A 14,594-nucleotide genomic window follows, 5' to 3' on the forward strand; every position below is an offset into this window, starting at 1 on the left:
CGTCCAGCACCACACGAGAGGAGACTGCCGTGAACTCGGCACTCAGCCGCCGGGGCTTCCTCACCGGAGTCGGCGGCGCGGCGGCGGGCCTGGCCCTGGCCGGCTGCGGGGACGGCATCAACATCCCCGCCGCGTCCAACGCGAAGGTGGAACTGCCCACGTACATTCCGTACAAGGGCGTGCCGACCTCGATGCCCAGCTCCAACGCCGGCATCACCCCCGGCTATCTGCACTACCCGGCGAACCCGGTGAAGTCGCTGCCCGATGGGCCGCCCGCCAAGGGGCCCGGCATCGACATCATGACGCTGATCTTCAACCCGGTGCCCCCGCCCGCGGACCGCAACGTCATGTGGGACAAGCTCAACAAGTCCGTCGGCACCGAGCTGAACTACCAGATCACGCCGGTCGGCGACTACCCGAACAAGTTCGCCGTCACCATCGCGGGCGGTGACCTGCCGGACGCCATGCTGATGCTGCTGCAGAGCGCCTCACAGCGGCCGCAGATGCTGGCGGCACTGTTCCAGGACCTGACCGAGCATCTGTCGGGCGACAACATCCGGGACTACCCCTACCTGGCGAACATCCCCACCGCCTCCTGGGCGCCCACCGTCAACAACGGCGGCATCTACGGGCTGCCGATGCCCCGCATGCTCTCCGGCGGGCCGATGTACACCCGGATGGATCTGCTCAAGGAGAAGGACCTCGACCCGAACCCCAAGAACTTCAAGGAGTTCATGCAGCTCTGCAAGGACCTCACGGAGCCCAAGAAGAGCCGCTACGCGCTCGGTGACCCCATCACGGCCTTCGACTTCGTGATGCAGATGCTGCACGGGCCCAACCAATGGGGGGTGAAGGACGGCAGGTTCACCTACTACTTCGAGACCGAAGAGGCCAAGCAGACGCTCGACGCGGTGCGCCGGCTCACCAAGGCCGGTGTCATGTACCCCGACGCCTACAGCGTCGTGGGCAAGGTCAAGGACTGGTTCGGCAACGGCCAGATCGCGCTGAACCCCGACGCGCCCGCCGCCTGGAACGACTTCTACACCACCTACGCCGCCGGCACCAAGGACTTCGAACTCGGCTACATGATGGCGCCCGGCTTCGACGGCGGTCCCGGTGTGCAGTGGCAGGGCTCGGCCAACTACGCCGTGCTCATCCTCAAGAAGGCGCCCAAGCAGCGGATCAAGCAGATCCTGCGCGCCATGAACGCGCTCGCCGCGCCGTTCGGCACCGACGGATACCTGCTGCGCAAATACGGTGTCCAGGGCGACGACCACACCCTCCACGGGCCGGACCCGATCCTCACCCCCAAGGGCCAGTCCGAGGTCAACCTGCCCACCATCTTCACCACCGACGCGCCGCAGGTGCTGTACTACCCGGCCAAGCCGGACATCGTCCCCGTGCAGTACGCGTTCCAGAAGGCCGCGATCCCGGTCCTGATGCCCAACCCGGCCGAACCGCTGTACTCGGCGACCAACGGCACCATCGGCGTCGCGCTCAAGACCGTCCTCGACGACCAGCGCAAGGGCATCATGCAGGGCCGGCTGCCGGTCGGTCAGTGGGACGGCATCATGAAGAAATGGCGCAAGGACGCCGGGGACAAGATTCGCGCCGAATACGAGCAGGCTTGGGAGAACCTCCACCGATGACCCGTACCCCCGCGGCCGACCGCGCCCACTGGGAGCGGACGGCAGACCAACTGCTGCTGTCCGTAAGGCCGTACGCGACCGAGCAGCACGCGCTGCTGAACCTGCCCGGCGTCCCGAGCGCCAACGGCGTCTGGAGCGACGGCCTCGAAGGATTCGCCCGCACATTCCTGCTGGCCGGCTTCCGGCTGGCCGGGGCGGGCGGCGCCGACCCGCACGGGTTCGCCGAGCGGTACGCGGCGGGGCTCGCCGCGGGTACCGACCCGACGAGTCCGGAGCGCTGGCCCACCTTCGCCGAGTCCAACCAGGCCAAGGTGGAAGCCGCTTCGATCGCCCTCGCCCTGCACGAGACACGACCGTGGATCTGGGACCGGCTCTCCCGGCGGGTCCAGCAGCAGGTCCTCGACTGGCTCGGGCTGATGGTCGGCACCGACATGCCGGGCAACAACTGGGTCTGGTTCCAGGCCGTCACCGAGGCGTTCGCCCGCGGCGCCGGCGGCAGCTGGCGCCAGGAAGACCTCGACCGCACCGTCGAGGTCACCGACCAGTGGTACGCGGACGAAGGGTGGTACTCCGACGGGCTCACCGGCGGCGAGCACCGCAACTTCGACCACTACAACGGCTGGGCCATGCACCTGTACCCGCTGTGGTTCTGCCGGATCTCCGGCGACGCCGCCCCCGCGGGACTGCTCGACCGCTACCGCGACCGGCTGCGCCGCTTCCTCGCCGACCAGCGGCTGCTGGAAGGCGGCAACGGCTCGCCGCTCATCCAAGGCCGCTCCATGACCTACCGCCTCGCCGCGCTGGCCCCGGTGTGGACCGGTGCGCTCTTCGACGCGACCCCCATCGCCCCCGGTGAGACCCGCAGGCTGGCGTCGCACATGCTCGACCACTTCACCGCGCACGGCGCGACCGACGACCGGGGCGTGCTCACCCTCGGCTGGCACCGGCCCTTCCGCGGCCTGCTCCAGGTCTACTCGGGACCCGCCTCGCCCTACTGGGCGAGCAAGGGCTTCGCGGGACTGCTGCTCCCTCCCGACCACCCCGTGTGGACCGAGGAGGAGCGCCCGCTCGCCGTCGAGCAGGGCGACTTCGCCCGCACCCTGACCGCGCCGGGCTGGCTGCTGTCGGGCACCGCGTCGGACGGTGTGGTACGCGTCGTCAACCACGGCGGCGACCACGCGGATCCGGCGCGGCCGCACTCCGACGACCCCTGTTACGCACGGCTCGGCTACGCCACCCACGCCGCGCCCGAGATGCCGGCCGACCCCACCGGCGGCCCCGTCGACTCCACGGTCACCCTCGTGGACGCCGACGGCCGGGCGGCCCACCGCCGCCCGCTGCGGCGGATCTCCGTCCGGGGCGCCACCGGGGTCTCCCGCAGCCGCGCCCACTGGCCGGAGCGGGAGACCTGGGACCCCTTCGGCGGTCCCGACTGCCCGTACCGCACCGGGCCCTGGGTCACCGTCGCCTCCGTACTGCGCGGCGCCGTCGAGATCCGGATCGCCCGGGTCGACCCGGCGGCAGAGGAGGACGGCGAAGGACCCTGGCGGCTGCGGGCCGGCGGCTGGGCGCTGCCCGTACCCGCCGAGCCCGGACCCGGGACGGGCACCGGCACGCTCGGCGACGGGCCGAGCGCCGCCGTCACCGGTGACAACGGCGTACGGTCCACCGTCGTCGCCCTCGACGGATTCGCCGCCGCCGAGATCCACCACGCCACCGACAGCAACCCGCTCGGCGCCCGCTCCGCCACCCCCGTGCTGTGGACGCAAGGCCCCGTCGCCTACGCCACGCCGTACGCGGCGGCGGTGCACCTCGGCGGCGACGCGCTGCGGCAGGCCGACCTGCCCCGGCTGACCACCCGCTTCGAAGGCCCCGACGTGGTGGCCGAAGTGACCTGGCCCGACGGCACCCTGGACGCCGTCCGGCTGCCCGCGCCCACCGGCGCCGACGCCCTGTGGAAGGACCCGCACCGTGCATGACGACCGCGAACTCGTCGAGGGTCGCATAGCCAAGTTCCTGGAGCGTCAGCTCCGCCCGGCCCTCTACAGCGACGCCCGTTCCCTCACCCTCGACGCCTGGCAGGTCGACGGCGAACCCGTACCCGTCGCCGACGCGCTGGTCGCCGACTACCGTCCGATGAAGACCGGCGAGAGCTGGGGCGGCCCCTGGTCGACCACCTGGCTGCGCGCCACCGCCGAGATCCCCGCCGAGTGGACGGGACGCCGCGTCGAGGCCGTATTCGACCTCGGCTTCGACCTGACCCGGGGCCCCGGCGGCCAGGCCGAAGGCCTCGTCCACGACGCGCACGGCTCACCGCTCCAGGGCCTGCACCCGTACAACCGCAGTGTGCTCCTGTCGAACAGCGCCACCGGCGGCGAAGCCGTCAATCTGCTGGTCGAACTGGCCGCCAACCCCAACATCTCCGGCAGCCAGGCCAGGGGAACCCACTTCGGCTCCAGGGAGACGGCGGGCGACGCACACCTGTATGTGCTGGAGAGCGCCGAGATCGCCGTGCGGGAAGAGGCGGTGTGGCACCTCATCCACGACATGGAGGTGCTGGACGAGCTGATGCGGGAGCTGCCCGAGGGCGCCACCCGCCGCCACCAGATCCTGCGCGCCCTGCACCGCGCCCTGGAGGCCGTCGACCCCGCCGATGTCGCGAACACCGCGCAGGCGGGGCGTGACCGGCTGACCGAGGTGCTGTCCCGGCCCGCGCACGCCTCGGCGCACACCATCACGGCCGTCGGGCACGCCCACATCGACTCCGCGTGGCTGTGGCCCGTACGGGAGACCATGCGCAAGTGCGCGCGGACCTTCACCAACATGACCACCCTCGCCCAGGAGTACCCGGAACTGGTCTTCGCCTGCTCGTCGGCGCAGCAGTACGCCTGGATCAAGGAGCAGCGCCCGGAGATCTTCAGCCGGATGCAGAAGGCGGCAGCCGCGGGCAACTGGGTCCCGGTCGGCGGCATGTGGGTCGAGGCCGACGGCAATCTGCCGGGCGGCGAGGCGATGGCCCGCCAACTCGTCTACGGACGGCGCTTCTTCGCCGAGGAGTTCGGCATCGAACAGGACGGGGTGTGGCTGCCCGACTCGTTCGGCTACACCGCGGCCTACCCGCAACTCGCCCGGCTCGCCGGGGCGAAGTGGTTCCTCACCCAGAAGCTCTCCTGGAACGACACCAACAAGCTGCCGCACCACACCTTCGACTGGGAAGGCATCGACGGCACCCGCATCTTCACCCATCTGCCGCCCGTCGACAGCTACAACGCGGAACTCACCGGCAGGGAAGTGGCCTACGCGGAGCGCAACTTCAAGGACAAGGGATCCGCGACCCGGTCACTCGCCCCGTTCGGTTACGGGGACGGCGGCGGCGGCCCCAGCCGCTCCATGCTGGAGAAGGCGCGCCGGCTGCGCGACCTGGAAGGCTCGCCCAAGGTGGAGGTCGGCCCGCCCACCGAGTTCTTCGCCGCCGCCCGCGCCGAGTACACCGACCTGCCCGTGTGGCGCGGCGAGATGTATCTGGAGAACCACCGCGGCACCTACACCAGCCAGGCCCGTACCAAGCGCGGCAACCGCCGCAGCGAAGCCCTGCTGCGCGAGGCCGAGTTGTGGGCGGCGACCGCCGCCGTACAGGCGGGCGCCGCCTACCCGTACGAGCGCGTCGAGTCCGTCTGGAAGCGGGTGCTGCTCAACCAGTTCCACGACATCCTGCCCGGCTCGTCCATCGCCTGGGTGCACCAGCAGGCCGAGCAGGTCTACGGCGAGGTGCGCGCCGAGCTGGAGGAGATCATCGCCGAGGCGGCCGGCGCGCTGGCCGGGGCCGAAGGGCCGCGGCTGCTCAACGCGGGCCCGTACGCCCGCCGCGAGGTGGCGCTCCTGCCGGCCGGCGGACCCGAAGTGCCGGGCGCCCAGCGGCTGTCCGACGGGCGCCTCGCCGTCCTCGCCGACACCCCGGCGCTGGGCGCTGGCGGCACGGTCGGCGAACCGACGACCCCGGTCACCACCCGGACCGAGGCCGACGGGATCGTCCTGGAGAACGGCCTGCTGACCGTACGGATCGACCACGCAGGGCTGGTCAGGTCGGTGTACGACCACACCGCCGGGCGCGAGTCGATCGCACCGGGCGCGGCGGGCAACCTGCTCCAACTGCACCCGGACGACCCGAACCTGTGGAGCGCCTGGAACATCGACCGGTTCTACCGCGATGTCGTCACCGACCTCGACACGGCGGAGTCGGTGGAACTCGCCGAGAGCGGGCCGCTGTTCGCGTCCGTACGTGTCGAGCGCGCCTTCGGCGCCTCACGGATCGTCCAGCGCCTCGAACTCGGCGCCGAGAGCAAGCAACTGACGGTCCGTACGGACATCGACTGGCAGGAGCGTGACACGGTGCTGAAGGCGGCCTGGCCGCTGGACGTGCACGCGGAGCACGAGCGCTCCGAGATCCAGTTCGGCCATGTGCAGCGGCCCACCCACGAGAACACCAGCTGGGACGCTGCCCGGTTCGAGCTGTGGGCGCACCGCTGGGTGCATGTCGGCGAGCGGCACTGGGGCGCCGCCGTGCTCAACGACTCCACGTACGGCCATGACGTCGGCCGCGACACCCGGCCCGACGGCGGGACGACCACGACCGTACGGCTCTCGCTGCTCCGCGCACCGCACAGCCCCGACCCGCAGGCCGACCGCGGCCGGCACACCTTCAGCTACGCGCTGGTCGCCGGCGCCGGGATCGAGGAGGCGGTGGCCGGCGGGTACGCGCTCAACCTGCCGCTGCGACCGGCGGCTTCGGGCGGCGCGCCGGTGGTCACCGTCGACAACCAGGACATCGCCGTCGAGTCGGTGAAGCTCGCCGACGACCGCAGCGGCGATGTGATCGTGCGGCTCTACGAGGCGTGCGGCGGCGCGGCCCGCGCGACGCTCACGGCCACGTTCCCGCTGGCCGGCGTCTTCGACTGCGACCTGCTGGAGACCCCGGAGCGCGAGCTGACCCTCGGCGCCGACGACGCGTCGGCCGAGCTGCGGCTGCGGCCGTTCCAGATCCGCACCCTGCGGCTGCGCGCGGCGTAGCCGACGCCCCGTCAGTCGCGGTCAACAGCGGTCAACCGCGGTCAGCGTGAGGTGAGATAGCTGACCGTCGCCGGATCGGCCGGGAGGAACGTCTCGATGGCCAGTTCGGCGACGGTCACATCCATCGGTGTGTTGAACGTCGAGATCGACGACAGGAAGGACAGCACCCGCCCGTCGTGCTCGATACGCATCGGCAGCGCGAAGCTGGGCCCGGCGGACGGCGGTTCGTCGCGCTCGGAGTCGTCGGGGTGTTGGTCGGCCACGGGATAGCCGGCGACCTCCTCGTACAGTTCGCGCAGCGCGGGCGAGCGGCTGAGCGCCAGTTGGCGCTCCATCTGGGCGAGCAGATGGCCGCGCCACTCCCGCAGGTTGCGGATGCGCGGCGCGAGACCCTCCGGGTGCAGGGTGATCCGCATGGCGTTCGTCGGCGGGGTGAGGAGCTTCGCCGGCAGCCCCTCCAGGAGCATCGCGATGCCTCGGTTGGCGGCCAGCACCGTGTACGTACCGTCGACCACCACCGCCGGATACGGCTCGTAGCCCAGCAGCAGCCGGTCCAGGCCCTCGCGCAGCGCGCCCATCGCCGGGTCGTCCAGCGCCGTCTCGGTGAACCGGGGCGCGTAACCGGCCGCCAGCAGCAGGGCGTTGCGCTCCCGTACCGGGACGTCCAGGTGTTCGGCGAGCTTGAGGACCATCACCTCGCTGGGCCGGGACCTGCCCGTCTCGATGAAACTGATGTGCCGGGCGGACGAATCGGCCTGGAGGGCCAGCTCCAGCTGGCTGATCCGGCGCCTGCGGCGCCAGTCACGCAGCAGCGGTCCTACTCCGACATCAGAGGCGAGCGCAGTCATACCAGGACGGTAATACAAGGCGGGCCGGTACCCGGCGGCGTATCGTCGGCCGAACAGGGCGAGCCCACCGCGCCCGTCCCACCGTGCCCGTCCCACCGCAGCCGTCAAACCCGCCCCGTCCTGAAGGAGCCCCTGCGATGTCCAGGAAGCCGCTGCCGGCCGAGACCGTCGAGGAGCGGCTGCGGGAGCTGCCCGGCTGGTCGCTCGCGGGCGACCGGATCGTCCGCTCCTACCGGCTGGGCAGCCACTTCGCCGCGACGGCGCTGGTCGTCCACATCGCGCAGCTCCAGGAAGAGCTGGACCACCACTCCGACCTGACCCTCGGGTACGACACCGTCTCGCTGGCCCTGCACACGCACGACGCGGGCGGTGCCGTCACCGAGCGGGACATCGAGCTGGCCCGCCGGATCGAGGCGGTCGCCCCGACCCACCTGGCGAGCTGAGCCGCCGGCCGTGGACGCGCTCGCCGGACTTCTCGACGGGCCCCGTGCCAGGGGCGCCTTCCTGCTGCGCATGGTGATGGAACCGCCCTGGTCGGTCCGGATCGAGGACGGCGCGCCGCTCTGTCTGATGTGCGTCACCAGCGGCGAGGCGTGGATCGTCCCCGCCAAGGGCGACCCGGTGCTGCTGCGCCCCGGTGATGTCGCCATCGCCCGTGGCCCGGAGCCGTACCGCGCGGCGGACAGCCTCGGCACCGAGCCGCATGCCCTGATCGGGCCCGGCGGCACCTGTCACACCCTCCAGGGCGAACCGCTCGCGCAGTCCATGCGGCTGGGCGTACGGACCTGGGGCAACGCGCCCGACGGCACCACGACCGTGCTCATCGGCACCTACCAGATGGCGGGCGAGGTCAGCAGACGGCTGCTCGACGCGCTGCCCGAGCTGCTGAAGCTGGAGGCGACCGCATGGCGCGGGCCGCTGCTGCCGGTCCTGGACGAGGAGATCTCCCGCGACGAGCCGGGCCAGAGCGTGGTCCTGGACCGGGTGCTCGACCTGCTGCTGATCGCGGTGGTCAGAGCGTGGTTCTCCCGCCCCGAGGCGGCGGCGCCCGGCTGGTACGCGGCGATGGCCGACCCGGTCGTCGGGCAGGCGCTGCGGCTGCTGCAGAACGACCCGGCGGCGCCGTGGACCGTCGCCTCGCTGGCGACCGCCTGCGGGGTGTCACGCGCCGGGCTCGCGCGCCGCTTCACCGAACTGGTCGGCGAGCCGCCGATGGCGTATCTGACGGGCTGGCGGCTCGCGCTCGCCGCCGATCTGCTGCGGGGGAGCGAGGCGACGGTCGAGGCGGTGGCCAGGAAGGTCGGCTACGGCGGTTCGTTCGCGCTCAGCGCCGCCTTCAAACGCGTACGGGGCGTCAGCCCGCAGGAGTACCGCACGGGCGGCGCCCCCGCGGACCGGCCGTCCGATCGCGTCAGTTGACGTCCGCCGGGTGGCTGCCGAGCCGCTTGCCCTCGTCGAGGGCGGCGAACGCGGCCAGGTCGTCGTCGTCCAGCTCGAAGTCGAAGACCTCGATGTTCTCGGTGATCCGGGACGGCGTCACGGACTTGGGAATCACCACGTGCCCCAGCTGGAGGTGCCAGCGCAGCACCACCTGGGCGGGGGTCCTGCCGTGCTTGTGGGCGACAGCCGCCACGGTCGGGACCTCAAGGAGCCCCCGGCCCGAGCCCAGCGGGGACCACGCCTCGGTGACGATGCCACGGCTCGCGTGGAACGCGCGCGACTCGGCCTGCTGGAGCTGGGGATGCAGCTCGATCTGGTTGACGGCGGGCACCACGGAGGTCTCGCCGGTCAGCCGCTCCAGGTGGTCGGGAAGGAAGTTGGAGACGCCGATGGCCCGGGCCCTGCCGTCGGCGAGGATCTTCTCGAACGCCCGGTAGGAGTCGACAAAGGTGTCCTTGGCCGGCATCGGCCAGTGGATCAGATACAGGTCGACGTGGTCGAGGCCCAGCTTGGCCAGCGAGGTGTCGAAGGCGCGCAGGGCCGAGTCGTACCCCTGGTCGCCGTTGGCCAGCTTCGTGGTGACGAACAGCTCGTCCCGGGCGATCCCGGAGGCGGCGATGGCCTTGCCCGTGCCCTCTTCGTTGCCGTAGGCGGCCGCCGTGTCGATGCTGCGGTAGCCGGCCTCCAGCGCCGTGCCGACGGTCTGCGCCGCCTCGTCGGACGGCACCTGCCAGACACCGAAGCCGAGCTGGGGCATCGTGATGCCGTTGTTGAGGGTGAGGGAGGGGACCTTGCTCACGAGCGGTCGATCCTTACGTCGTCGGTTGTCTTCCGGGAGTGCGCCTGTCGTCCTGGAGTGCGCTCCCGGAAGACCAACGTCCCCGGACCTGGCCGAATTCCCGTAACCGGAGGCTCAGCGGTACAGCGCCTCGACCTCGCGGGTGTACGCCGCCTCGATCGCCTTGCGCTTGAGCTTCAGCGACGGGGTCAGCAGGCCGTGCTCCTCGCTGAACGGGTGCGCCAGGATCCGGAACGTACGGATCGACTCGGCCTGCGAGACAGCCGTGTTGGCCGCCACCACGGCGCGTCTGACCTCCATCTCCAGATCCGGGTCGCGCACCAGGTCGGCGGATTTCAGCGGCGGTTTGCCCTGCACGTTCAGCCAGTGGTCGACGGACTCCTGGTCCACCGTGACGAGCGCGGCGATGTACGGCCGGTCGTTGCCGACCACGATGCACTGCGCCACCAGCGGATGCGCGCGGACCCGTTCCTCCAGCGCCGTCGGCGAGACGCTTTTGCCGCCCGAGGTGACCAGGATCTCCTTCTTGCGGCCGGTGATGGTCAGATAGCCGTCCTCGTCGAGCGCCCCCAGATCGCCGGTCGCCAGCCACCCGTCGTGCAGCACGGCGTCCGACGCCTTCGGGTCGCCCAGGTAGCCGGAGAACACCATGCCGCCGTGCAGCCACACCTCGCCGTCCGGGGCGATGTAGACCGAACTGCCGGGAATCGGCTGGCCGACCGTGCCGTACCGGGCGCGCTCGGGCGGGTTGACCGTCGCGGCCGCGCACGACTCGGTCAGCCCGTACCCCTCGAAGACGGTGACGCCCGCGCCCTCGAAGAACAGACCGAGCCGCCGGTCCATCGCCGAACCGCCGGAGAAGGCGTGCCGCACCCGGCCGCCCATCGCCGCGCGCACCTTGCTGTAGACGGCCTTCTCGAAGAACTGGTGCTGCACCCGCAGGGACGCCGAAGGCCCGGGGCCGATGCCGAACGCCCGGTGCTCCATGGCCTCCGCGTAGCGCACCGCCACATCGATGGCCTTCTCGAACGGACCGAGCTTGCCGTCGCGCTCCGCCTTGCGCCGCGCCGCGCTGTAGACCTTCTCGAAGATGTAGGGCACCGCGAGGATGAACGACGGCCGGAACGCGACGAGGTCCGGCAGCAGGGCGCTCGCGCGCAGCTCCGGCTGGTGCCCCAGCTTCACCCGGCCCCGGATCGCTGCGATCTCCACCATCCGCCCGAAGACGTGCGCGAGGGGCAGGAACAGCAGCGTGGACGCCTGGTCGCCGGGGCGCGAGTGGAAGACCGGCTCCCAGCGGTGGATGACCGTGTCGGCCTCGTACATGAAGTTGCCGTGGGTGATCACGCACCCTTTGGGCCGGCCCGTGGTGCCCGACGTGTAGATGATCGTGGCGATCCCGTCGGGCCGTACGGCAGCGCGGTTGCGGTGCACGGCCGCGTCCTCGATCCCGGCACCGGCGGCGACCAGCTCGTCCACGGCGCCGGCGTCCAGCTGCCAGAGCCGCTTGAGCAGGGGCAGCCGGTCGATCACCGAGCCGACGCTCATCGCGTGGTCCTCGTGCTCCACGACGCAGGCGACGACCTCGGCGTCGTACAGCATCCACCAGATCTGCTCGGCCGACGACGTGGAGTAGACGGGCACCGACTGGACGCCGATCGACCAGAGGGCGAAGTCGAACAGGGTCCACTCGTAGCGGGTACGGGACATGATCGCGACCCGGTCACCGAACCGCAGCCCCTCGGCGAGCAGCCCCTTGGCCAGGGCCAGCACCTGGTCGCGGAACTCCGCCGATGTGACGTCCTGCCAGTGTCCTTCCGCGTCCTTGCGGCCGAGTGCCACCCGGTCGGGGGCGGCCTCGGCGTGGTCGTACACGGCGTCCGCGAGCCCACCGGAGTGGGGCGGCGCTGCCGCGAGAGGGGGGGAAGTGAACTCGCGCAATGACTTGGCTCCTTGTGGCGCTCCGCACAGCGCCGCGACGCTACCCCACAAGAAGCCCGCGCGGGAGCCCGTGCGCAAGCCGGAACCAAGCCATATCACCACAGGTCAGCGGCTGAAATACGGCCAGACCGGCAGGGCACGGACACACTTCTGACTGAAGAGTAAGTACGGCGCGGGGGAATCTCCACCGAATCCGTACGACGCTGTCACGCCCCCCGCGCGACTACGCCTCGGACAGCACCTTCACCGGGGTCCCCGCGGTGGGCGCCTTCGGCGTCCGTACCCAGATCAGCACCGCCGCACCCGCGACGATCCCCGCCGCACCCGCCACCAGTGTGGCCGTGTTCAGCCCCGAGGCGAACGCGCTGTGCAGCTCATGAGCGCTCACCCGGCCGTGGAGTGCTCCCGCACCGCCGCCGGCCAGCAGGTGCGAGGCGCCCACCGGATCGGGTGTCGCACCGCGCAGCGAGTCCGTCATCCGGCTCGTCACCAGCGTGCCGAAGACGGCCACCCCGAGCGCGAACCCCAGCTGCCGGAACGTGTTGACGGCGCCCCCCGCCATGCCCGCGTCCCGCTGCGGTACGGACGACAGCGCTGCGCCCGCCAGGCTCGGCGAGACCAGGCCCACGCCGGCCCCCGCGACGGCGAGCCCCGGGCTGAGCGCCGCCCAGCCGGATCCCGCGTCCAGCACGGACTGCGCCAGCGCCCCGATCCCGACCAGCAGCAGCCCGCCGCCGAGCAGCAGCCGCGGCTGCACCCCGTGCAGCAGCCGGCCCGTCAGGGCGGCGACGACGAACGACAGCACCGCAAGCGGCAGCAGGGCCAGACCCGCCTCGACCGGACTCATGCCGAGCAGCGTCTGGAGCCAGATCTCCGTGTACGGCAGCACACCGAACGCCGCCGCGTTGAACGCCAGCGCCGCCACCATCACCGCGACGAACGAGGCACCGCGGAACAGCGACAGATCCAGCAGCGGCTGCGCGGCCCGGCGCTCCACCACCACGAACGCGACCAGCGCCACGACGGCCACCGCGAGGGCGACGCCCGTCTGCGCCGACGTCCAGCCCTCGGTGCCCGCCCGCACCACGGCGAAGGTCAGGGCGCCCGCGAACAGCGCGAAGCAGCCCGTGCCCGCCCAGTCGATCCGGCGGCCCTGCTCGCCGCGCCCCTCGTGCACGGCGCGCAGCGTCAGCCAGATCGCCAGCACGCTCACCGGCAGGTTGATGAAGAAGATCCAGCGCCAGTCGAGCCCCTCGGTCAGCACCCCGCCGAGCACCGGGCCGAGCGCGGCGGCCGCCCCGCTCACCGCGCCCCAGATGCCCAGCGCGAACGACCGGTCACGGCCCTGGTAGGCCGCGCCGAGTATGGACAGCGTCGTCGCGAACATCGCGGCGGCGCCCACGCCCTGCAATCCGCGCAGCGCGATCAGCTCCCCGGCGTTCTGCGCGAGGCCGCTGCCCAGCGAGGCCAGCGCGAAAAGCCCGGTGCCCACCGCGTACACCCGCCGCCTGCCCAGCACGTCGGCCGCGGCGCCGGCCCCCAGCAGCAGCGCGGCCAGCACCAGCGCGTAGATGTCGATGACCCACTGGAGCTCGCTGAGCGAGGCGTCGAGCCCGCCCGCCATGGCGGGCAGCGCCACGATCACGATGGTCACGTCCAGCAGCAGCATGAAGGTGCCCAGACAGACCGCGACGAGCGGCCCCCACTTACGCATGATGTTCTCCCCATCGAACGGTTCTCTTTCCTCCCGTACGATCAGGCAACGACCCCGATATCCGGCAGCCAGAACATCGAAAGCGCCGGAATCCGACACGATCCGGGAATCAGCCGATGGAAAGCGACCCGTACGACCACCTCGACTGGCAGCTGTTGCACGCGCTGGAGACCGACGCGCGCGCCCCCTTCAGCCGGATCGCCGAGGTGCTCGGCGTCTCCGACCAGACCGTCGCCCGCCGCTACCGGCGGCTGATCACCGACATGGGGGTCCGGGTCGTCGGGGTACGCGACGCCGCCCGGCTCGGCCACGACAGCTGGATGCTGCGGCTGCGCTGCACCCCCGACGCCGCCGACCCGCTGGCCCGCGCGCTCGCCCGCCGGCCCGACACCGCCTGGATCGGGCTCACTTCGGGCGGCACCGAAGTCGTCTGCACGACCCGGGCGCGCAGCAAGGGCGAGCAGGAGGAGCTGCTGCTCGGCCGGCTCCCGCGCACCCCGGCCGTCGCCGAGATCAGGGCCCACCAGCTGCTGCACCGCTTCTACGGCGGCCCTTCGGGCTGGCTCGCGAAGAGCAGGTCGCTGACCGACGAGCAGGTGGCGGCGCTGCGCGGTCCTGTCCCCGACGAGCCGCGCGAGCCGCGGTCGTCCGCCGTCCTCACCGCCGAGGACGAACCCCTGGTCGCCGCGCTCGAACGTGACGGCCGGGCGACCTTCGCCGAACTCCAGCGGGCCACCGGGCGTTCCGAGTCGGCGGTACGCCGCAGGCTCGACCAACTGCTGGCTTCGGGGGCGCTCTTCATCGACGTCACCTTCAACCAGGGTGTGTTCGGGTACGAGTTGAGAGCGATCCTCTGGATCACCGCGGCGCCCGCCGCCCTCGACTCCGTCGGCCGCGCGCTCGCCACCCACCCCGAGGTGGCGTTCGCCTCGGCGACGGCGGGCCACTGCAATCTGGTCGCGGTGATCGTGTGCAGCGACACCGCCTCGGTCTACCGCTATCTCAGCGAGGGCGTGGGGCGCCTCGACGGCGTCCAGCACGTCGAATGCGCGCCGGTGCTGCGTACGGTCAAACAGCTCACCTACGAGGAGCGCCGCCGCCCCTGAGCCGCGTTCCTGAGCGGCCGTCCCTGAGCC

General features: G+C 71.7%; 10 protein-coding genes. 6 read left to right on the forward strand and 4 right to left on the reverse strand.

All coding sequences use genetic code 11. The features are described 5' to 3' along the window. Positions 1 to 29: 29 nt before the first annotated feature. Genes OHS57_RS30835 through OHS57_RS30845 form a run of 3 tightly spaced genes read left to right on the forward strand, consistent with a single transcriptional unit; the run spans position 30 to position 6,716 of the window. On the forward strand, positions 30 to 1,649 hold the full coding sequence (locus OHS57_RS30835) for an extracellular solute-binding protein (protein WP_328584015.1): 1,620 nt from the start codon (positions 30 to 32) through the stop codon (positions 1,647 to 1,649). Beyond that, positions 1,646 to 3,628, forward strand: a complete 1,983-nt coding sequence (locus OHS57_RS30840) for a DUF2264 domain-containing protein (protein ID WP_328584016.1) — start codon at positions 1,646 to 1,648, stop codon at positions 3,626 to 3,628. Before OHS57_RS30835 ends, OHS57_RS30840 begins: the two co-directional genes overlap by 4 nt. Next, positions 3,621 to 6,716 carry an alpha-mannosidase gene (locus OHS57_RS30845; RefSeq protein WP_328584017.1) on the forward strand — a complete coding sequence of 1,032 codons (3,096 nt, stop codon included), beginning with the start codon at positions 3,621 to 3,623 and terminating at the stop codon, positions 6,714 to 6,716. Before OHS57_RS30840 ends, OHS57_RS30845 begins: the two co-directional genes overlap by 8 nt. A gap of 41 nt (positions 6,717 to 6,757) precedes the next feature. Here the strand turns inward: OHS57_RS30845 and OHS57_RS30850 are convergent, their stop codons facing one another. Beyond that, positions 6,758 to 7,564: a helix-turn-helix domain-containing protein gene (locus tag OHS57_RS30850; RefSeq protein ID WP_328584018.1), complete on the reverse strand. Its 807-nt coding sequence runs from the start codon at positions 7,562 to 7,564 to the stop codon at positions 6,758 to 6,760. A 137-nt stretch (positions 7,565 to 7,701) separates the two neighbouring features. Between OHS57_RS30850 and OHS57_RS30855 the strand changes: the two genes are divergently transcribed. Then, positions 7,702 to 8,007, forward strand: coding sequence for a 4a-hydroxytetrahydrobiopterin dehydratase (locus OHS57_RS30855; RefSeq protein ID WP_041992694.1), 306 nt, complete (start codon positions 7,702 to 7,704; stop codon positions 8,005 to 8,007). 10 nt (positions 8,008 to 8,017) lie between these two features. Next, complete coding sequence (locus OHS57_RS30860) at positions 8,018 to 8,983, forward strand: AraC family transcriptional regulator (protein WP_328584019.1); 966 nt, start codon at positions 8,018 to 8,020, stop codon at positions 8,981 to 8,983. Here the strand turns inward: OHS57_RS30860 and OHS57_RS30865 are convergent. From OHS57_RS30865 to OHS57_RS30875, 3 genes are all read right to left on the reverse strand, one after another. Further along, a complete protein-coding gene (locus tag OHS57_RS30865; RefSeq protein WP_328584020.1) occupies positions 8,976 to 9,803 on the reverse strand; it encodes an aldo/keto reductase in 828 nt (275 codons plus the stop codon). The two genes, OHS57_RS30860 and OHS57_RS30865, sit on opposite strands and share 8 nt — an antisense overlap. A gap of 114 nt (positions 9,804 to 9,917) precedes the next feature. Beyond that, positions 9,918 to 11,744, reverse strand: coding sequence for an AMP-dependent synthetase/ligase (locus OHS57_RS30870; RefSeq protein ID WP_328584021.1), 1,827 nt, complete (start codon positions 11,742 to 11,744; stop codon positions 9,918 to 9,920). A gap of 223 nt (positions 11,745 to 11,967) precedes the next feature. Further along, on the reverse strand, positions 11,968 to 13,458 hold the full coding sequence (locus OHS57_RS30875) for an MFS transporter (RefSeq protein WP_328584022.1): 1,491 nt from the start codon (positions 13,456 to 13,458) through the stop codon (positions 11,968 to 11,970). A 116-nt stretch (positions 13,459 to 13,574) separates the two neighbouring features. On the opposite strand from OHS57_RS30875, the gene OHS57_RS30880 reads away from it, so the two are divergent. Continuing rightward, on the forward strand, positions 13,575 to 14,564 hold the full coding sequence (locus tag OHS57_RS30880; protein ID WP_328584023.1) for an Lrp/AsnC family transcriptional regulator: 990 nt from the start codon (positions 13,575 to 13,577) through the stop codon (positions 14,562 to 14,564). Positions 14,565 to 14,594: the final 30 nt, after the last annotated feature.

This window comes from Streptomyces sp. NBC_00370 (genome assembly GCF_036084755.1).
Classification (GTDB): Bacteria; Actinomycetota; Actinomycetes; order Streptomycetales; family Streptomycetaceae; genus Streptomyces.